This window comes from Alteromonas sp. McT4-15, assembly GCF_020515205.1.
GTDB lineage: Bacteria > Pseudomonadota > Gammaproteobacteria > Enterobacterales > Alteromonadaceae > Alteromonas.
Genome location: NZ_JAJALG010000020.1, coordinates 15,735 through 35,469, shown reverse-complemented (window position 1 = coordinate 35,469; position 19,735 = coordinate 15,735). Strand labels below are relative to the sequence as shown.

General features: G+C 43.1%; 17 protein-coding genes and 1 tRNA gene. 12 read left to right on the top strand and 6 right to left on the bottom strand.

What is annotated here, in order from left to right:
• Positions 1 to 23: 23 nt before the first annotated feature.
• Positions 24 to 644, bottom strand: a complete 621-nt coding sequence (locus LHL20_RS13950) for an SRPBCC family protein (RefSeq protein WP_226433729.1) — start codon at positions 642 to 644, stop codon at positions 24 to 26.
• Positions 645 to 867: 223 nt separating this feature from the next.
• On the opposite strand from LHL20_RS13950, the gene LHL20_RS13945 reads away from it, so the two are divergent.
• The 3 genes from LHL20_RS13945 (at position 868) to LHL20_RS13935 (ending at position 5,112) form a co-directional block, all read left to right on the top strand.
• Positions 868 to 3,264 carry a Lon protease family protein gene (locus LHL20_RS13945; RefSeq protein WP_226433728.1) on the top strand — a complete coding sequence of 799 codons (2,397 nt, stop codon included), beginning with the start codon at positions 868 to 870 and terminating at the stop codon, positions 3,262 to 3,264.
• A gap of 130 nt (positions 3,265 to 3,394) precedes the next feature.
• Positions 3,395 to 4,201 carry an alpha/beta fold hydrolase gene (locus LHL20_RS13940; RefSeq protein WP_226433727.1) on the top strand — a complete coding sequence of 269 codons (807 nt, stop codon included), beginning with the start codon at positions 3,395 to 3,397 and terminating at the stop codon, positions 4,199 to 4,201.
• The gene (locus LHL20_RS13935; protein WP_226433726.1) at positions 4,198 to 5,112 is read left to right on the top strand and encodes a GGDEF domain-containing protein; all 915 of its coding nucleotides are present in this window, start codon (positions 4,198 to 4,200) and stop codon (positions 5,110 to 5,112) included. Before LHL20_RS13940 ends, LHL20_RS13935 begins: the two co-directional genes overlap by 4 nt.
• A gap of 120 nt (positions 5,113 to 5,232) precedes the next feature.
• On the opposite strand, the gene LHL20_RS13930 is transcribed toward LHL20_RS13935, so the two are convergent.
• Together LHL20_RS13930 and yhbY are read right to left on the bottom strand one after the other, a co-directional pair.
• A complete protein-coding gene (locus LHL20_RS13930) occupies positions 5,233 to 6,009 on the bottom strand; it encodes a 3-hydroxyacyl-CoA dehydrogenase (protein ID WP_226433725.1) in 777 nt (258 codons plus the stop codon).
• Positions 6,010 to 6,111: 102 nt separating this feature from the next.
• Positions 6,112 to 6,405, bottom strand: a complete 294-nt coding sequence (gene yhbY / locus LHL20_RS13925) for a ribosome assembly RNA-binding protein YhbY (protein ID WP_159625746.1) — start codon at positions 6,403 to 6,405, stop codon at positions 6,112 to 6,114.
• 95 nt (positions 6,406 to 6,500) lie between these two features.
• Here yhbY and rlmE point away from each other — a divergent pair, with 95 nt between their 5' ends.
• From rlmE to LHL20_RS13890, 7 genes are all read left to right on the top strand, one after another.
• The gene (gene rlmE, locus LHL20_RS13920; protein ID WP_202261618.1) at positions 6,501 to 7,130 is read left to right on the top strand and encodes a 23S rRNA (uridine(2552)-2'-O)-methyltransferase RlmE; all 630 of its coding nucleotides are present in this window, start codon (positions 6,501 to 6,503) and stop codon (positions 7,128 to 7,130) included.
• A 101-nt stretch (positions 7,131 to 7,231) separates the two neighbouring features.
• Positions 7,232 to 9,178: an ATP-dependent zinc metalloprotease FtsH gene (gene ftsH / locus LHL20_RS13915; protein WP_159625742.1), complete on the top strand. Its 1,947-nt coding sequence runs from the start codon at positions 7,232 to 7,234 to the stop codon at positions 9,176 to 9,178.
• A gap of 152 nt (positions 9,179 to 9,330) precedes the next feature.
• Complete coding sequence (gene folP / locus LHL20_RS13910; RefSeq protein WP_202261617.1) at positions 9,331 to 10,155, top strand: dihydropteroate synthase; 825 nt, start codon at positions 9,331 to 9,333, stop codon at positions 10,153 to 10,155.
• Between the two features lie 9 nt (positions 10,156 to 10,164).
• On the top strand, positions 10,165 to 11,508 hold the full coding sequence (gene glmM / locus LHL20_RS13905) for a phosphoglucosamine mutase (protein WP_202261616.1): 1,344 nt from the start codon (positions 10,165 to 10,167) through the stop codon (positions 11,506 to 11,508).
• Between the two features lie 96 nt (positions 11,509 to 11,604).
• Positions 11,605 to 12,348 (top strand): triose-phosphate isomerase, encoded by a 744-nt coding sequence (tpiA, locus tag LHL20_RS13900; RefSeq protein WP_226433724.1) that lies wholly within the window; start codon positions 11,605 to 11,607, stop codon positions 12,346 to 12,348.
• A 10-nt stretch (positions 12,349 to 12,358) separates the two neighbouring features.
• Positions 12,359 to 12,733 carry a preprotein translocase subunit SecG gene (secG, locus tag LHL20_RS13895; RefSeq protein WP_226433723.1) on the top strand — a complete coding sequence of 125 codons (375 nt, stop codon included), beginning with the start codon at positions 12,359 to 12,361 and terminating at the stop codon, positions 12,731 to 12,733.
• A 12-nt stretch (positions 12,734 to 12,745) separates the two neighbouring features.
• A tRNA-Leu gene (locus LHL20_RS13890) sits at positions 12,746 to 12,831 on the top strand.
• A 314-nt stretch (positions 12,832 to 13,145) separates the two neighbouring features.
• Here the strand turns inward: LHL20_RS13890 and LHL20_RS13885 are convergent.
• Positions 13,146 to 14,561 (bottom strand): sensor domain-containing diguanylate cyclase, encoded by a 1,416-nt coding sequence (locus tag LHL20_RS13885; RefSeq protein WP_226433722.1) that lies wholly within the window; start codon positions 14,559 to 14,561, stop codon positions 13,146 to 13,148.
• Positions 14,562 to 14,843: 282 nt separating this feature from the next.
• On the opposite strand from LHL20_RS13885, the gene LHL20_RS13880 reads away from it, so the two are divergent.
• Positions 14,844 to 17,138, top strand: coding sequence for an EAL domain-containing protein (locus tag LHL20_RS13880; RefSeq protein ID WP_226433721.1), 2,295 nt, complete (start codon positions 14,844 to 14,846; stop codon positions 17,136 to 17,138).
• 255 nt (positions 17,139 to 17,393) lie between these two features.
• Positions 17,394 to 17,552: a YqaE/Pmp3 family membrane protein gene (locus tag LHL20_RS13875; RefSeq protein WP_014949371.1), complete on the top strand. Its 159-nt coding sequence runs from the start codon at positions 17,394 to 17,396 to the stop codon at positions 17,550 to 17,552.
• A gap of 184 nt (positions 17,553 to 17,736) precedes the next feature.
• Here the strand turns inward: LHL20_RS13875 and LHL20_RS13870 are convergent, their stop codons facing one another.
• Both LHL20_RS13870 and gdhA read right to left on the bottom strand, forming a co-directional pair.
• A complete protein-coding gene (locus LHL20_RS13870) occupies positions 17,737 to 18,192 on the bottom strand; it encodes a hemerythrin domain-containing protein (RefSeq protein ID WP_226433720.1) in 456 nt (151 codons plus the stop codon).
• A gap of 193 nt (positions 18,193 to 18,385) precedes the next feature.
• Positions 18,386 to 19,732, bottom strand: coding sequence for an NADP-specific glutamate dehydrogenase (gene gdhA, locus LHL20_RS13865; RefSeq protein ID WP_226433719.1), 1,347 nt, complete (start codon positions 19,730 to 19,732; stop codon positions 18,386 to 18,388).
• Positions 19,733 to 19,735 lie beyond the last annotated feature (3 nt).

The window sequence follows — 19,735 nt, the reverse complement described above, 5'->3', positions numbered from 1 at the left end:
TAACCATGTTTGCGTGTGTCGGCTTAGTTTTTGTCACTAAATGACGTTAAGGCGCTGAGTTGTTGTGCCTGGACTTGGTCTACAACCTTTACCAAACCCTTTGCTTCGTCTAATGATGCGGGTTTGCCGTTAAAATGAATATGCCCTGACGCGGTGTATGTGAGAGTCACTTTTGTTCCTTCACCGTTTTCTTGCTCATCGAACTGCCAAGTCAGCGCGCCGAACATCCCCATTTCCTGTAGTGGGCCCAACCCACCGGTCATTACAACTTTTTTGTTGGGTTCTATGTAGCTTACCTGCATGTGCTGGGCACTTGCGTTGTCTTTCGTTTCACAAAAGCAGCCGCCTGCGCGCTCATCAATGCTAAGTGTACCTTTCCACCAGGTATGATCTTTAGGCCACCACATGTCAATGTGCTGCACAAAATGTGAATACACCGCCTCAATAGGCGCGCTGCTCTCGCTCACATTAGTGATAGAGAAACCTGTTTCAGTAGCAAATTTGACGTCAGCATGGACATTGCTATTACAGGCTAGGAATAATGGAGCTACCAGTACCGAGCGTAAAACGGCCGATTTCAAGAATGTTGGACTGCAAGAGGCACGGCGCGCGATGAGTTGAGAAGTAAAGTCTGGTGTTGTCATAGTTTGCAATCCTTTTTTTATTGTTAGTGAGTTATTCGTAAAACGTTGCTTTTCCATACTAGTGGGATTTAACGTTAATCACCATAGCGCTTTGACCTTTAGTAACAAGTTGTGCTCGATTCTTGCGCAGTTGAGTGCAATAAAGTGGGATATGAAGGATAAGCGTTTGACACAATTGTTAATTAGGGGTTCACTTACTTTAAAGCAACAACGATAGAAAAGCATGTCTGTAGACACTACCTTGTACGCGTTAGACGTTGACGCATTAACGCCTACCATAAATCGCCGAGCCATCAACAGTGCGTTGAAAGACAACGAAGCACTGAATGCCACTTTTATTGGACAAGAGCGCGCGCGCGAGGCGCTAACCTTTGGCTTAGGTATTAATACAAAAGGTTACAACCTTTATGTGATGGGCGAACCCGCCACAGGTCGATTCACGCTAGTAAAAGATTATATTGAGCGTCAAGTGGCTCAATTGCCGGCACCGGACGATTGGTGCTACATCAATAACTTTGATGAAGAGCGCGAACCCATTGTATTGCGTTTCCCTCCGGGCAGTGGCAAGGCATTTCATAAAGATATGGCAGCGTTGATTGATGATGTGTTGGACTCCTTACCCATTGCTTTTGATAATCCGGGTTACCAACGCAGGCGCACATCGATATCGCGTGAATTTGAACAAAGATACGATGCTGCTATCGATGCTGTAGAGCGTTATGCGCAAGCAAATAATGTGGCGCTGTATGAGGAAGGTGGCTCAATCACGTTTTCGCCAATTGTTGACGGTAAACCAATAAGCGATAACGATTTTGCCAGTTTAAGCGACAGTGAACGAGAAAGTTTCTATGCGCTGATAGATGAACTTGAAAACAGGCTTAGCGAAAATTTGTTGAGCTTACCTACGTGGAAACGTGAAAATTCAGAGCGACTGCGTGAATTAGACAAAACAACGGCAGAGCAGGGTATAAAGCCACTTATCAAGGTACTCGAGCACAAGTATTCGTCAGACCTTGGTGTGATGAAATTTTTAAAGCAACTAAAAACAGCTTTAGTCAATGCCGTGTTAGTTATCCATAGTGAAGAGCAAAAAGAAGAAAAAAGCGACGACTTTGATAAAAAGATCTTCCTAGAAGAACAATTTCTTCCCAATGTGCTTGTATCAAACAAACTTGATGATGCTGCGCCTGTTATTTATGAGCCTAACCCTACTTACCAAAATCTGTTTGGCAAAATTGAGTACACCAATATTCACGGTAGCGTTTTCACTAACTATCGCATGATTCAAGCTGGGGCATTGCACCGTGCTAATGGTGGCTATTTGCTGCTTGATGTTGACCAACTTATAGAACAACCGTATGTATGGGACGCCTTAAAGCTGGCGATAAAGTCTACGCGCTTACGCATGGATTTGCCTCAACAAGACGTGGGTATGGTGAATAACATTACGCTGAACCCGCAACCTATCGATTTAAATGTGAAGATAGTGCTGCTTGGATCGCGAGACTTGTATTACACGCTACAAGACTACGATGATGAATTTGATGAGCTTTTTCGGGTACTGGTTGATTTTGATTTAGAAATTCCGGTGACGAGACAAGCGTTATTTGATTTTGTGGGCAAAGTCAGAGCGCACCTGCATACGTTGGGCCTAGAGGGCATAACCGCAAATGCCATGTGTCGTTTAGTAGAATACTCATTAAGAATGGCAGAGCACAAAGAAAAACTGTCTGCGCATTTTGCTGAAGTGATTGAACTTGTGAACGAGGCATTTTACTTTTGCCAGAAATCCAATGCGCAAATGTTGGAGCTCGATCATCTTAAAACGGCGCTAAGCGCGAAGAAGCGTCGCACGGGCAGGGTAAGTCAGACGTTACTTAACGATATTAAAGAAGGTCATGTGCTTATTGCCACTGAAGGGAAAGCGGTCGGTAAGGTAAATGGCCTAACGGTATTAGATATTGGCGATACAGCCTTTGGTACACCTGCACGTATTACATCTACCGTGTTCGCTGGCGCGAGCGGTGTTGTGGATATTGAGCGCGAGGTGGAACTTGGCCAGCCAATTCACTCAAAAGGCGTTATGTTGCTAAACGGCTATTTGGGCAACAAGTATGCGCAACACTTTCCGCTTACGCTTTCAGCAAACATTGCCCTTGAACAGTCGTACGGTCACATCGATGGTGATAGTGCGTCGTTAGGTGAATTGGTCGCACTCATCTCAGCACTTACTGAAATCCCTTGCCTACAAACACTGGCTATCACTGGATCGATAAACCAATACGGCGAGGTTCAAGCTGTTGGAGGCGTAAACGAAAAAATAGAGGGCTTTTTTGACCTTTGTCAGCATCGCGGATTAACCGGTACGCAAGGGGTCATTATTCCCAAATCAAATGCGATCAATTTAGTGCTAGATACAACCGTAGTCGATGCCGTTAAGAAAGGGCTGTTTCATATCTACACCGTTGAAACGGTTGACGATGCGTTAACTATTTTGATGGAACAGGAAGCGGGTAAAATTAGCTCTAAGGGGCGCTACCCTAAAAACTCTATCAACTACCATGCAGTAAATCGGCTATATAACATTGCGTTAATTGTGAATGGTGGCGATGGCGAATAAATGAAATATTTACCTTTCCTTTGAGGTATTCGTGCTAAGTTTAAAGTAACTAGAAGAATAACAGCGGCGATTATCGTCGTCTTGTTCGCTATGTTCATTTTGCGAACGTAGAAGGTTTTGAGGTAATACTATGCAATATCCTCATAGTGTAGAGGCAAGAAATAATGTCACGATTCATGGTTCAGGCGATAAGGTAATAATGCTCGCTCACGGTTTTGGCTGTGACCAGAAAATGTGGCGCCACCTGATACCGTACCTCGATACGCAGTATAAAGTTATTTTATTCGATTATGTGGGGTGCGGTTCCTCTGACTATTCAGCTTATAACAAACAGCGTTATTCAACGTTAAATGGTTACGCGCAAGATGTACTGGATATCTGCGAGGCATTAAGCTTAGATGATGTAATTTTTGTTGGTCACTCTGTAAGCAGTATGATTGGCATGCATGCCGCCATTCAGTCTCCTCACGTTTTTTTAAAGCTTGCTATGATATGTCCCTCTCCTTGCTTTCTTAATTTTCCTCCTGAATATGAAGGTGGCTTCGACAAAGAAGATTTAGAAGAATTAATTAATTTGATGGACAAAAACTATGTGGGGTGGGCGAACTACTTGGCACCTCTCGTTATGGGGCAAGACAACGATGTCGCACTAACTCAAGAACTTGAGTCTAGTTTTTGCTCCACTGATCCTAACTATGCAAAGCCCTTTGCCAAAGCCACGTTTTTCGCTGACGACAGGGCTATGCTTTCTAAGCTTACCCTTCCCACACTAATTGTACAAAGCAAACACGATAATCTAGCTTCTACCGCTGTGGGAGAGTACATGAATAAAATAATTCCACACTCCCAGCTAAAAATTGTTGATGCGTATGGGCATTGTTTGCATATGACGAATCCCGCCACAGTTTCTTCAATCGTAATGGAGTTTGTTAGTTGAGTGAGTGGGTAGAGGAAGATTTTCCCTGTTTATTGATAAAGTCAGATATTGAAACCACGAAAATTATCTGGTTGAACCCATTTGCGCACAAATACCTTGGTTTGGAAAAGCCTGTTGAGGCGAAAATAACCAATATTGTGTCTAGAGCCAGCTTAATTTTTTATGAAAGTTACATAAAACCCATTATTCTCGCTAACGGAAAGTATTTAGAAGTTCAAATTACGCTGATTTCTGAAGGGGGAAGGCGTGTTCCCGCTGTGGCGAATTTAACAATTTCAGACAATATCGTGTACTGGGCTATCTATGTAGCCGAAGAGCGAGATAAACTTTATCAGGAATTACTAGAAGCAAGAGATCTGCTTGAAAAAAAGACGGAAGAGTTAACAGCGCTTAGTCGAAAAGATTCACTAACGCCATTGCTGAATCGTCGAGCAGCAAAAGACGACATAAATGTATTAATAACCCAATCATCTCGAGCTTTTTTCCCTTTATCATTTCTGCTTTTAGATATCGATTTTTTCAAAAATATTAACGACTCCTTTGGACACGATGAGGGAGATAAGGTTTTGCTAGAACTTTCTAACCTACTCCTTAAGCACGTGCGTGAAACGGATGTGGTTGCCAGATGGGGCGGAGAAGAGTTTTTGATTGTTCTGTATAACACGAATATTGGATCGATCAAGTCTTTCAGCGACAGACTACATAATGCTATCTCAGCCATTGTACTTCCAAATGGTAATCCATTAACCGTAAGCATTGGTGGAGCGGTACTAGAAAAAGATGAACTGACAGAGTCAGATGTTATTGCTGCGCAATTATTAAAAGCTGATAAAGCATTATATTCAGCAAAAGACAATCAAAGAGCGCACACGAGGGTATATGATAAAGAAAAAGGTATTATAAGGCTTTAAACGTCTCAAAACGGGAGGGAAATGTCCCGACATTTAAGCGTTTTTATTCTTTGGTCTTTTTTGGGCTGTGAAATAATAAGGGGGAACAGTGTGCTCCCCATCATACGTACCGCTTAACATTTATTTAGGCGGCATGCGCAGGCCACCGTCTAAACGAATGGTTTCGCCATTTAAATAGCTGTTGTTGGCCATGTGAATAACGAGTTTCGCAAATTCTTCAGGGAAGCCTAAGCGTTTTGGAAATTGAACATTGGCAGATAGTGCATCTTGCACTTTTTCTGGCATCGCTAATAGCATAGGCGTGCCCATTACCCCAGGTGCTATCGTGTTCACTCTAATACCAAGGGGCGCTAGATCGCGGGCCATGGGAAGCGTAAGACCGATTATTCCCCCTTTGCTTGCCGCATATGCAGTTTGGCCAATTTGCCCTTCGTATCCCGCAACTGATGCCGTATTGATAATAAGACCGCGCTCACCTTCGTCGTTAATGGGCGATTGCTTAGCCATTGTTGCTGCAACTAAACGGGCTACGTTGAAGCTACCAACTAAATTAATATCGATGGTTTTTTGAAAGTCGCCAAGTGGGGCAGGCTTGCCTTCGCGATCTAATAAACGCTTGGCGGGCGCTATACCGGCACAGTTGACGACCAATGAGATTGTGCCAAATGCCGCTGTTGTAGCGTCGATTGCGTTTTGAACTTGTTGTTCGTCGCGCACATCAACTTTTGTGAAAAGTGTGTAGTCTTTGCCTAGTTCTTCAACGCGCTGTGCGCCTAGCTCTTCATTTAAATCAAAAAGACTCACCTTGGCGCCTGCATCGCGAAGTGCAATTGCAGTGGCATGACCAAGTCCAGAGCATCCGCCTGTTACAATAGCGGTAAGGTTGGTTAGCGTCATAGTTAATTCTTACTCCCGTAGTATTCACTTTATTAATGTGATGTTAACGGGAAGTAAGAAGAAACACTACGGTGCCGCAGGTTATCGACACCTAATGAGTAACTATTTTGGCAACTGAATTTTACAGTCTTCGCTTTGACGATAGATTATCAGCGTGTGGCCGATAACCTGAAGCTTAACTGAGTTTGTTTCACGAACGATGGCATCCATGATTAGCGCTTTCTCTTCGCGATCATCGGTTGGCACCTTAACTTTAATTAATTCGTGATGGTTAAGGGCGTTGTCAATTTCTGCTACTACCCCTTCTGTAAGGCCGTTTGCGCCTAGTTGCACAACGGGTTTCAGTGGGTGTGCAAGGCCTTTAAGAAATTGTTTCTGTTTATTTGAAAGTTTCATGAAGTAATAATTCTTACAATTAATCTGTTAGTTTATGCTTGAAATAACGTATTCTAACGCCATCTCGTTTACAATCCTAATGACATTGTATTGGAATGACAAAAAAGAAACACTCTGCCAGTAGTAAACGCTGGTTACAAGAACACGTCAGCGACCATTATGTGCAAAAAGCACAGAAGGAAGGTTGGCGCTCGCGAGCTATCTACAAACTGGAAGAAATCCAGAAAAAAGATAAGCTTATAAAACCCGGTATGACACTTGTGGACCTTGGGGCTGCGCCTGGTGGCTGGTCTCAGCTGGCTGCACAACTGGTTGGTGACAATGGTCAAGTTATCGCATGCGATATATTGCCCATGGACCCTATAGTTGGCGTAGACTTTCTGCAAGGTGATTTTCGAGAAGATGCCGTTCTCGAAGCACTATTGAACAGAATCGGTGGGAACACCGTAGATATAGTGTTGTCTGATATGGCACCAAATTTAGCGGGTAATGCTTCTGTTGACCAATCGCGCTCGATGTATCTATGTGAACTCGCGCTCGATATGTGTCATCAAGTATTAAAACCAGGAGGGGCTTTTGTTATAAAAGTCTTTCAAGGTGAGGGTTTTGTTGAGTACATGAACGCACTTAAACAATCTTTTACCACCATAAAGACACGCAAGCCAGACTCGTCCAGATCACGTTCTCGTGAGGTGTATTTGGTGGCTTGTGGGTATAAAGTGTAGTAGGCTTTGGGATAAGCGGTTTTCGTTGCGAACGAGTTTGGTTGTTCAATAATCAAAGTGTTGAATATCCCAGCAGTTCGGGTTTATAGAGGTTAGTAGCATTGAGCGATATGGCAAAAAATTTAATCTTATGGTTAGTCATCGCCGTTGTTTTAATGTCGGTTTTTCAGAGCTTTTCACCTAGTGAATCAGCTCGTTCACAAACCGACTACACAACGTTTTTGAGAGAAGCAGAACAGGGAAATATTCGTGAAGTTCGCATCAATAATAATGGCGAAATTCGCGGTACAAAGCGTTCAGGCGACACTTTTCAAACTTTCGTACCTTACTTCGACGACAAGTTGATTTCTGACTTGGTTAAGAATGACGTAAGAGTGTACGGCGAACCACCTGAAGAGCAGTCTCTTCTTACATCTATTTTTATTTCATGGTTCCCCATGTTGTTGCTTATTGGTGTGTGGATTTTCTTCATGCGTCAAATGCAAGGCGGTGGTGGCCGTGGTGCAATGTCATTTGGTAAGAGCAAAGCGCGCTTACTGGGTGAAGATCAAATTAAGACAACATTTGCTGATGTCGCTGGTTGTGACGAAGCGAAAGAAGACGTGTCTGAACTGGTAGATTTCTTGCGCGACCCATCTAAGTTCCAAAAACTTGGCGGTAAGATCCCGAAAGGCGTATTAATGGTGGGGCCTCCTGGTACAGGTAAAACCCTACTTGCAAAAGCAATTGCTGGTGAAGCAAAAGTGCCTTTCTTTACCATCTCAGGTTCTGACTTTGTCGAAATGTTCGTTGGTGTTGGTGCATCGCGTGTGCGTGACATGTTCGAACAAGCAAAGAAAGCAGCCCCATGTATCATTTTCATCGATGAGATTGACGCGGTAGGCCGTCAGCGTGGCGCAGGTTTAGGTGGTGGTCACGATGAGCGTGAGCAAACCCTTAACCAAATGCTAGTTGAAATGGATGGCTTCGAAGGTCACGAAGGTATTATCGTTATTGCTGCGACAAACCGTCCAGATGTCCTTGACCCTGCATTACTACGTCCGGGTCGTTTTGACCGTCAGGTAGTGGTAGGTTTGCCAGACATTCGCGGTCGTGAACAAATCCTTAAGGTGCACATTCGCAAGGTGCCAGTGGCTGAAAACGTAGAACCTTCAGTTATTGCCCGTGGTACACCAGGTTTCTCTGGTGCAGACTTAGCGAACCTTGTAAACGAGGCTGCATTGTTTGCTGCTCGCGGTAACAAACGTCTTGTTTCTATGGAAGAGTTTGAAAAAGCCAAAGACAAAATCATGATGGGCTCTGAGCGTAAGTCTATGGTCATGTCTGAGCCTGAAAAAGAAATGACAGCGTATCACGAAGCGGGTCACGCTATTGTGGGTCGTTTAGTGCCAGAGCATGACCCTGTTTATAAGGTATCTATTATCCCTCGTGGTCGCGCGTTAGGTGTTACCATGTATTTGCCTGAGCAGGACCGCGTAAGTCACTCTAAACAGCACTTAGAAAGTATGATCTCTAGTTTGTTTGGTGGCCGTATTGCTGAAGCCATTATTTATGGTGACGATAAAGTAACTACCGGAGCGTCTAACGATATTGAACGTGCAACTGAAATTGCGCGCAAGATGGTAACGCAGTGGGGCTTATCGAGTAAAATGGGTCCAATGCTTTACGCTGAAGATGAAGGTGAAGTTTTCCTTGGTAAATCTATGTCAAAGGCAACAAATATGTCTGATGACACAGCGCGTGCCATTGATGCGGAAATTAAGTCTTTAATTGACCGTAACTATGACCGTGCTCAGAAGATCCTTGAAGAAAACATCGATATCTTGCATTCAATGAAAGACGCACTGATGAAGTACGAAACCATTGATGCTAAACAAATCGACGATTTAATGAATCGCACTGACGTACGTCCTCCTGCAGATTGGGACGACAGCAGACCTTCTGACGGCGGTAAACCAAGTGGTGGTGCACCTGTTCGCGAAGGTGAGATTAAAAATGATGGCGTTGATAAGCCGTCTGTAGGTAAGCCTGGAGATATTCCAAGCTAACCACATTTAAATAGTGAAAAACGCCAGTTTATCTGGCGTTTTTTATTTGTACTGAATTAGGTAGACTACACCTAGTGAAACCACGTTCTTTGACTTTCTTAGTTTGAACATCGGTATTCTACCTGAGCCACTTTTTTAACGATGAGCCTATCATGCAGTTCGGTAATCATTTTATTAGTCTTTCTCAGCCCCACGTAATGGGCATATTGAATGTCACTCCTGACTCTTTTTCAGATGGTGGTAAACATGCTTCTGTTGAAAAAGCGCTGAAGCGCGCGCTTGAAATGGTTGAGCAGGGCGCAACCTTCATCGACATTGGTGGTGAGTCTACGCGACCGGGTGCGCCAGACGTTTCGTTGCAAGAGGAGTTAGATAGAACAATTCCCGTTATTGAAGCCGTAGCGCGTAATAGCGACTGCGTAATTTCTATTGATACAAGCAAAGCTCAAGTGATGACTGAAGCGGTAAAAGCGGGGGCGGGCCTGATAAACGATGTTCGTGCACTTCAAGAACCTAATGCACTTGAAGCCGCAGCAAATGCGAAAGTGCCTGTATGTTTGATGCACATGCAAGGTCAGCCACGCACAATGCAAAACAATCCAAGTTACAATGATGTTGTCGCAGATGTAAGCGCCTTTTTAAGCGAACGCGTTAAAGCGTGTGAAGCTAAAGGGATTGTAAAAGAACGGGTGTTACTTGACCCGGGTTATGGCTTTGGTAAGTCACTTGAGCACAATTATGCATTAGTAAAACATTTGCCAGAAATTATGGAACTGGGCTATCCGGTGTTAGTCGGCATGTCACGAAAGTCTATGATCGGCAATCTTCTTAACAGAAAAGTAGATGAGCGCTTGGCTGGAAGCATAAGCCTCGCTACAATTGTTGCCCAAATGGGCGCACATATCATTCGCGTACACGATGTTGCCGAGACTGCTGATGCAGTAAACATCGTAAAAATGCTGAATACAATCGAATAAGGAATAATAATGACTCAGCGCAAATACTTCGGTACGGATGGCATCCGCGGTAAAGTAGGTGAAAGTAACATCAACCCTGAATTTGTCACCAAGCTTGGTTGGGCCGCAGGTAAAGTGCTTGCAGGAAGAGGGACAAACAAGGTACTTATTGGTAAAGATACACGTATATCGGGATATATGCTTGAATCGTGTCTTGAAGCAGGATTGTCTGCAGCGGGTATCGACATTGGTTTACTTGGACCAATGCCAACACCGGCGATTGCTTACCTTACCAAAACCTTCCGTTCAGAAGCGGGTATTGTGATTAGTGCATCACACAACCCGTTTTACGACAATGGTATAAAGTTCTTTTCTGCTCAAGGTTTTAAGTTAGATGATGACATTGAGCTTGCTATTGAAGATATGCTTGACCGACCTATGACCTGTGTTGCGTCAGACAAACTGGGTAAAGCGGTACGTATTAATGACGCGGCTGGGCGTTATATTGAGTTTTGTAAGGGCACATTCCCATCAGAGCTTTCACTAACTGGCCTGAAGATTGTTGTGGATTGCGCACATGGCGCGACTTATCACATTGCGCCAAACGTACTGCGCGAGCTCGGTGCGACCGTAATAGAATTGGGTACGGCACCTAATGGCTTGAACATCAATGAAGGGGTAGGCGCTACCTCGATGGACAGTATTGTTGAAAAAGTAAAAGAAACGGGCGCTGATTTAGGCTTTGCATTAGATGGTGACGGTGACCGCATTATGATGGTTGACCATTTAGGCAATGTGCTAGATGGAGACCAAATTGTTTACATCATTGCTCGCGATGCGCTAAAAAATGGCAAAATGCAAGGTGGTGTTGTTGGCACACTAATGAGTAACTTGGGTCTTGAAAATGCATTAAGTAAGCTTGGTGTTCCTTTCGCACGCAGCAATGTTGGTGATCGCTATGTAATGGAATTACTTCAACAAAAGGGTTGGAGTATTGGTGGCGAAAACTCAGGTCACGTACTTAACCTAAACATGTGCTCGACAGGTGACGGTATTGTTGCCGGATTACAAGTGCTTGCAGCTATGTTGCGCTCTGATATGGATCTCAACAAGTTGGCAAGTGGCTTTGAAATGTATCCGCAAACGCTAGTAAATGTTCGTTACGCCAATCAAGATGAAGATTATCTCGCTCATGAACAAGTCCAAGCCGCTAAGCTTGAAGCTGAAGCTGGTCTAGGCAAAAACGGGCGTGTTCTTCTAAGAAAAAGTGGTACCGAGCCTTTAATCCGTGTGATGGTTGAGTCTAACGATGAGCAGCAATCAGCGAAATGGGCTGAGCACATCGCTGAAACTGTTCGTAAACTCGCCAATTAGTTGGCGTAGCAGGATTTTTCACTTTTTGTGCTTGTATCTTACCGATTAAATAGTTAATATCACGCCCGCTTGAAAGACAGGGCTAAGGTCTGCGTTGTGAGTAAAATAGAAAGACAGCCATTTGTGGCTGGAAATTGGAAAATGAACGGAAGTTTGTCGCTTGTAGCAGACTTCAACAAAAAGCTCGCTGAAGTGAAGTGTGATGCACAAGTCGTTGTTTGTGCGCCATCAGTTCTACTTCACGGATTTGAAAAAGTTGGTTTTTCAATTGGTGCTCAAAACGTCAGCCATCTTGATAACGGCGCTCATACTGGTGAACTATCAGTAGAGATGTTAAAAGAAGCAGGGTGTGATTATGTAATTGTCGGTCACTCTGAACGTCGTGAAGATCAAGGTGAGTCGAATGCTTTGGTTGCGCAAAAAGCGCAAAAAAGCATAGCGGCAGGTCTTACTCCCATTATCTGCGTAGGCGAATCGCTTGACGTTAGAGAAGCTGGGAACGTAGAGTCTTTTGTTGCTGAGCAGTTAAATGCGCTAACATCGCTAATGACAGTTGATGAGCTTAAGCGAAGTGTTATTGCCTACGAGCCAATTTGGGCTATCGGAACAGGTAAAACAGCAAGCCCTGAACAGGCACAAGAAGTTCACGAATTTATCCGCGGTTACTTTAGTAAAGTAGACGCAGAATTGGCGCAAGGCCTTCGTATATTGTACGGTGGTAGTGTTAAGCCTGATAATGCGGCAACCTTGTTTTCGCAGCAAGATGTCGATGGTGGCTTAATTGGCGGTGCCAGTTTAAAAGCTGAAGATTTTATTTCAATTTGCCAAGCGGCAAACTGACGAGGTATTTATGATTTACGAAGTGCTATTAGTAGCATATCTTATCGTTGCACTTTTATTGATTGGATTTGTACTTATCCAACAAGGTAAAGGCGCAGACATGGGCGCTTCATTTGGTTCAGGTGGTTCAAACACTGTGTTTGGGTCAACAGGTTCAGGTAACTTTATGACGCGTACAACTGCTATTTTGGCAGGTTTGTTCTTCTTTATTAGCCTTATGCTAGGTGCATTGTCTGCAAACCGCGAAAGTGCGGAAGACGAGTGGAACAACCTTGAGGTACCTGCGGCAGTTGAAGCGCCTGTAGAACTACCTGCTGACCAAGATGTTCCAGTAGCAGACGACGCTAGTCAGTCGGATGTACCTGATACAGACGGTAGCAACTAAATAATCTAATTCGCGGAAGTGGTGGAATTGGTAGACACGCCATCTTGAGGGGGTGGTGAGCATAGCTCGTGCGGGTTCAAGTCCCGCTTTCCGCACCAATTAAAAAACCGTAGCTAATGCTACGGTTTTTTTTGTTTGTTGATAAGCTAGCAATACAACAATACTTCACTGCTGTTGTCACTTTAGTTTCGCTTCTACTTCTACTTCTGCTTCTGCTTGTGCTTCTTCTTTTCCGATATCCCCACACTAACGATTTGAGGGCTGACGCCCAAAGCCCAATGCCCAACCTAAAGCGCGACTAAAAAGCTACCATACACTGTCTAATAGGAGCGTTTGATTGACCTTATTATGTGTGATTTATGCAACGTTCAGAGTATATTGCGCTGCTATGAAGAAGATAGTTAGAAAGCCACTACTTTTTAAATAGTGTCGCTCTGTTTCTTCCATTTCGCTTAGACTCGTAAAGCGCCATATCTGCGTTAGCTAAGTGTTTAGAAAGTTGAAGCGATGTAGAGCCTGCTGTCACACCAAAACTCGCAGTAAATGTAATAGTGTGGGTGCCGTGTTTTACGTTACCGCGTTCTACTTCACGGCGCGCTTTTTCAACTAGCGCCATACAGTTTTGAGCGGTTATTTCAGGGATAAGTAATACAAATTCCTCTCCGCCCCAGCGACATACTGTATCTCCGTTGCGAAGTATATTAGTTAAAACGTTTGCTGCAGTGCGCAGTACTTCATCGCCTGCACCGTGACCGTATTGGTCGTTAATCTGTTTAAAATGGTCTAGGTCAACCATGACAATACAAATGTTAGCGGAACGCTTTCTTAACTGCTGATAACGACGTTGCAAATAGCTACGATTGGCAAGCCCTGTAAGCGCATCTGTTTCCATACGCTTTTCTAGTTTGCGCTTATAGCTAATAAATACAGCGAAAATACCAGATATAACAATGATTATAACCGATGAAGCAAGTAATGCGTTCATCGCAAAGGTTTTAGTTAATTGTGCTTGCCTTGTCTCCAATGGCGTTAGAAGTAACAAGCGCCAATTAAGTTGTGGAATACTTATTTCTGAAATTAATACTTCTTTGTCATCGTTCTCTACAATGACATTGCTTAAATCGGTGAGGTTTACAGCGGCATCGTCGAACCATGGCAAGCTTTTAAGATCAGGTACGTAATCATCGGTTACTACATAATCTGGCACAGATGACAGAAGCACTTGATTGCGCTCATTAACAAATAGAAAATCGTAACCGTATTGCGCTTTGTATTTGTTAAGTGACTCAATAAAAGACTTAATGGGCTTGCCGACGCCGACAAAGCCTAAAAATTCGTCGTTATCGCTGTATATTTTCACATCAAAAAAGAGATGGACATTACCCACTTGGCCTAGGTCAGCGAGGATACGTTCTTTGGTGTCTAGCGCTTCAAAATACCAGTAAACTTCACCCTCAACCAGATCGAAACTGCGTCCATCTGACATGAGCTGTCTACGTTGTTTTTCTAACGCGACAAAAAAAATTAAGCCTAGCCTTTCTTCCATTCTCGCTAATTGCGCAAGGAGAAACGATTCATCAACTTCGTTCTTGAGAATTTGTTCAAACGTGATTGTTTCCGCGAATGTCTCTGCAATATGAAGGGGTTTTAGCAACTCGCGATTAACGAGTGAGTAGACGGGGCTGACGGCTTGTTGTTGAATGCGACTTTGTTCTGAGACAATATTGTTAATGGCGACATAACCTGTAACCGCGAACACGGATAACAGAGTAATGAGTATTAATATAAGCAAACTTTGATAATGCTTGCCCACTAACGCCTTGAACATTAATACCTCTTTACAGCCCGAACGGTCATTGGATGCGAATAGTACCAGATATTATTGCGTATTTGTTTAACTATTGCAGGTATCAATTCGGCTATATTAGGTCCTTACAAATTTTAAGCTGACCGTTTGAGTCTCTAGGGCTAATTTGTAACAAACATTTAAATTTGCGGAAATACAGCGTCTTACTACTGTCAGAAAAAGTGAGAATCAGCTATTCTTTAGTCGAAAGGTAGTAGTGGTTGTGTTAGCGAAATACAATAAGATGCATCGAGAGGCGCTATAGTGCAGAAAACGCTAAGTCAAAGCTTGTTCCAAACCCTGTTTTTGGGAATTGTAATAGCATCATTGTTAATTATTGGCGCGGTTTGGAAATCTGCTAATTCGTTAGTCGTCGAGAGCATTGACAAAGATATTGCATTAGCAGAAAAAGTGTTTGATAAAGTCGTAGATGACCGCCAAGAAGTCATACGCAGCGTTTCAAATGTTTTATCTCGCTCATTTGATTTTAGAAGGGCAGTGGGCACAGAAGATCTTCCTTCCATAACTGCGGCATTTACCAGCTACGCTCAACGACTTAACACTAATATAATAGCGCTAGTCGGTCTCGACCATACCGTTGTCGTGTCTCACTCATCCTTATTTGAAGAAGGGCAACAACTCGACAGTACACTTCAGTTAGCGGCAAAAGGCGTAGATAGCGGTTTTTTCGTTGTCGATGGCAAGCTAGTGCAGTTGAACCTGTATCGTGTAGAAATTCCCACACTACGCTACTACATGATTATCGGTATCGAATTCGACCAAACGTTGTTAGATGAATTAAAAACACTTGTTGATGCTGAAATCATAATCTCTGAAAAGCAGTCAAAACAGGTGTTGACCACAACGCTTGATGAACCTGTTGCTAATTCTATCTTAGCGCTCGAAGATGACCCCTCATGGTTAGAAGTGACATTTGGCAGTGAACACCACTATTTCGCTCGCAAAGTGAATATCTCATCTGAGACTAGCTTGCCCGTTAATATAACCTTAGCGTTGGACACCTCTGACTCGTTTAATGCGTTTACGAGTATTCAAATAACAATTCTAGCCTTTACAGTAATCGCTATTTTTATTGCATTAGCGCTTTCCATGCTGCTGTCACGTAATGTAAGCCAACCCGTTTCTAATTTGGTTGCGGCGGTGAATAAAGTGGCGTCGGGTAATTACGGTGCCACCCTTGAAAAACCCTCGAAACTTAAAGAAATTTCTGAACTCGCCAATGCCGTTGATAGCATGCAAGCCAGCATTAAAAGTCGTGAAAAGCACATTCGTTATCAGGCACAGCACGACGTACTTACCGGATTGTACAATCGCAATTTCGTAGAAGATTATTTTGAAAATCAAATGGCCGAGAAAAAATCTGTTCAGGTTATTGCTATCACGGTGCTAGGTTTTCGAACGATCAATGATTTGTACGGCTATTCAAATGGGGATAATACGCTTAAAACATTGGCTATTAGGTTGCAGCGTTGGCCAGGTACTTCAGCGCGTTTGGCAGGCGGCGAGATCTTGTATATCACTGAACAGCTCCTAACTGAAGACCAGCTCAATACATTAAGACATATTTTAGAACAGCCGGTTGAAAGTAACCTTATTGCAATTCCAGTCAAGGTAGCGATGGCTATTATCAATTGTCCTCAAGATGCCTCTACCTCTGAAGAATTGTTCAGAAAGATGAACATTGTTACTGACGAAGCGATTCATTCGGGGAATTGGTGTGTTAATTATCGCGCTGAGCTTGAGGACAAATACTCAAGAAGGCTTTCGATAACGACGGAACTTAAACGCGCGCTTTCAAGCCAACAAGATGAACTTTCGATGGTGTATCAGCCTAAAGTCGACTTAACTAGCATGAAAGTTTCCAGTATGGAAGCGCTTATAAGATGGAATAATAGTGTACTGGGATTTGTTCCGCCAGATGAGTTTATTACTATTGCAGAGCAAGCCGGGCTTATTGAACAGGTTACGACATGGGTAATGCAACAAACCATCACCGACTTGGCGTACTTTAGGAGTAAAGGATATCACTTTACTGTTGCAATGAATCTTTCGACTCAAGATATTCAAAACAAAGTTTTGCTGAATAAATTGGTTCAGAAGCTCAATGATGAAGGCTTGTCTCCTGAAGCCCTTGAGCTTGAAATAACAGAAAGTGACTTAGTTGCAGATGCGTCGTTGGCTATTGAAAACTTGTCTGAGCTCACTGCACGAGGGTTTCATTTTGCAATCGACGATTTTGGAACAGGATATTCCTCACTTGCCTACCTCAAGAACTTACCTGTTAAAACCATTAAAATTGATAAGAGCTTTATATTATCGCTGGCAAGTGACGAAAACGATCAACAGATCGTCCATACTGTTCTGCGCTTAGCCAGTGCGTTTCATCTAAAGGTAGTGGCAGAAGGTGTAGAAGACAAAGCCTCACTTGAAATTTTGAAAGAGTGGGGATGTGATGTGGTTCAAGGTTACTTTATTAGTCGCCCGCTAAATAAAAATGATTTGGAAGCGTGGTTGCAACACACGCCGTTTGGCGCTTAGTCTTTTTTATTGATACCCGAATGTATTACATTTACGAATAAAAAGTAGTAAGTTCATGCTTGTATGTTCGTTTTCAATTATCTTTGTCGACATAAGTGGCACTTAATGTGCAGTAAAAACAGCGTAATAAATAAAGACGTGAATTGTGCCAGTAGATGCACTACATAATCACTAAAGTGTGACAATTTTGCTCACTAAAGTGTGACAATTTTGCTCACTAGATAGTGAAAATAATTCAACAACAAGGAATTTACTATGGATATTATTCGTATTTTATTGTCGATTTTGCTTCCGCCGCTCGGTGTATTTTTGCAGGTAGGAATTGGTGCTCACTTTTGGATAAATATTCTTTTAACGATCTTAGGGTATTTTCCTGGTGTAATTCATGCGGTATACATCATCGCTAAAAAATAGGTGAACATTACAGGCGTTGTTTTTCTTTACTGCAAAAACGCAGTGTCGAAGTCGACGCCTTTCACCATTTTGATTATAAAAAAATGCCAGTGTTTAGCTGGCATTTTTGTATTCAATTCGCGCAGTGCCACTTTTTTGGGGCTAGGGTTAATTGACGTTCCGTGTATTGTTTGCCGACTCACCATTAAGCGGCAGTGGTTGCTGATTCCACCGCTAGTTTCATTTCTTCACGGTATTCATCTGCAAGCTTTGATTTCTGGCGGTCATTAAGTACTTTACCCGCTAATTGGAAGAACTCCTGTTCTTCATCAGCAAGATGATGTTCTACTTTATCTTGCAGGTTTTTCAGGTGACGTAACCAACCTGGTGAACTCATATCGGTTTCATCCAGTTTTTCCAGTAATTCATCAATTTCGTGATGTTCCGCTATGCCATGTCGAGTTAAATCCACAGTGGCGTCTTTCTCTAGCAATTGCGAATAGAAATGACGCTCTTCCGCCACTGCGTGACTTTCTAGCTGTACTTTCAGCTCTTCATAGTACTCTCGTCTTGCCGCAGTGTTTCCGCTGGTTTCAGCAAGGATCTTCAACAGTAGACGTTGTTTTTCATGATCTTGACGTAATGCTTCGAAAATTTGCATATTATCTTCCTCAGGTAGTTTCGAACGATTTTACTAATGCGAGAACTATTCCAATCGGGAAAGCAATACTTACTTGATGTTTTTATTGGCTTTTTTTGTCTATGTTATGCGAGGGTGTTAGAGGTAAATATATAGCGAAGAAAAAATTACATAACTCTTGGAAAAATAGTGCACACCCTTGTGGTGCAAGGTGCTAAACACCTTGTGCCACTATTGCGTCAGCGAGCTTTCTAAAAGCGGCAACATTAGCGCCTTTCATGTAGTTGATGTAAGTTTCGCCGCCGAGCTTACCTTCGGTAACACAAAGGTTGTGAATATGGTTCATAATGGTTTGTAACTGCTCATCTAAGGTCTCTGCGTTACGTTGACTAAACATTGCATTTTGCGACATCTCAAGACCAGAGAGCGCGACTCCACCTGCATTAGATGCTTTTCCTGGAACGTAAGTTACTTTGGCATCAAAAAATACGTTTTGTGCTTTGTCAGTACAGGGCATATTTGCACCTTCTAAAATCATTGTGCAGCCGTTCTCTATGAGCTTGCGAGCATCGCACTCGTCTAACTCATTTTGCGTAGCGCAGGGCAGAGCAATATCGCACTTGATATGCCATGGGGTTTCATCGGCTTGCCATTTACCCATCCCTTCATCTTCCATATCAAGTAAAATGTTATCGCGTTGGTTATGATTTTCGATGGCCCAAGTTATGTCGGCCTCGCTCAAACCTTGCTCGTTATACAAAAGGCCACGACTATTAGAAAGTGTCACTACTTTAGCGCCTTTTTCACTGGCCTTAAGTGCAGCGTGAAGCGCGACATTACCAGCGCCAGAAACAATTACGGTTTTACCTTCAACAACGCTATCCTGAGCGCGGCAAACAGCCTCTAAAAAATAGATGAGACCAAAGCCCGTGGCTTCGGTTCTTACGTAGCTGCCACCGAATTCTAGTCCTTTACCCGTTAGTACACCTTCAAACCTATTATTAAGCCGTCGGTATTCACCATAGAGATAACCTATTTCTCTTGCTCCTACGTTAATGTCTCCTGCTGGCACATCAGTATTTGCTCCAATATGGCGTTGGAGCTCTCGCATGAAAGCTTGGCAAAAAAGCATGATATCTCTATCACTTCTTCCTTTGGGGTTGAAATCCGCACCTCCTTTACCTCCTCCCATGGGGAGGCCAGTAAGGGCATTTTTAAAACACTGTTCAAAGGCAAGGAATTTTAGTACTGATAAATTCACAGTTGGGTGAAACCTCAAGCCGCCTTTATAGGGCCCCATTGCTGAGTTGTGTTGAACCCGCCAACCTTGGTTAACCTCGATATCACCATCACTGTTCATCCATGAAATTGTGAAGTAGATAATGCGCTCAGGCATACAAAGCCGTCGTATTACGTCCAAAGATTTGTATGCTTCGTTAGCATTGTAAATAGGCACTATATCTTGAAGCACTTCATGTACGGCCTGAAGGTACTCTTTTTCATTCTCAAAGCGCTTATGCAAAAATTGATATATTTCATCAAAGTTACTAAGTTGTGGCATTCG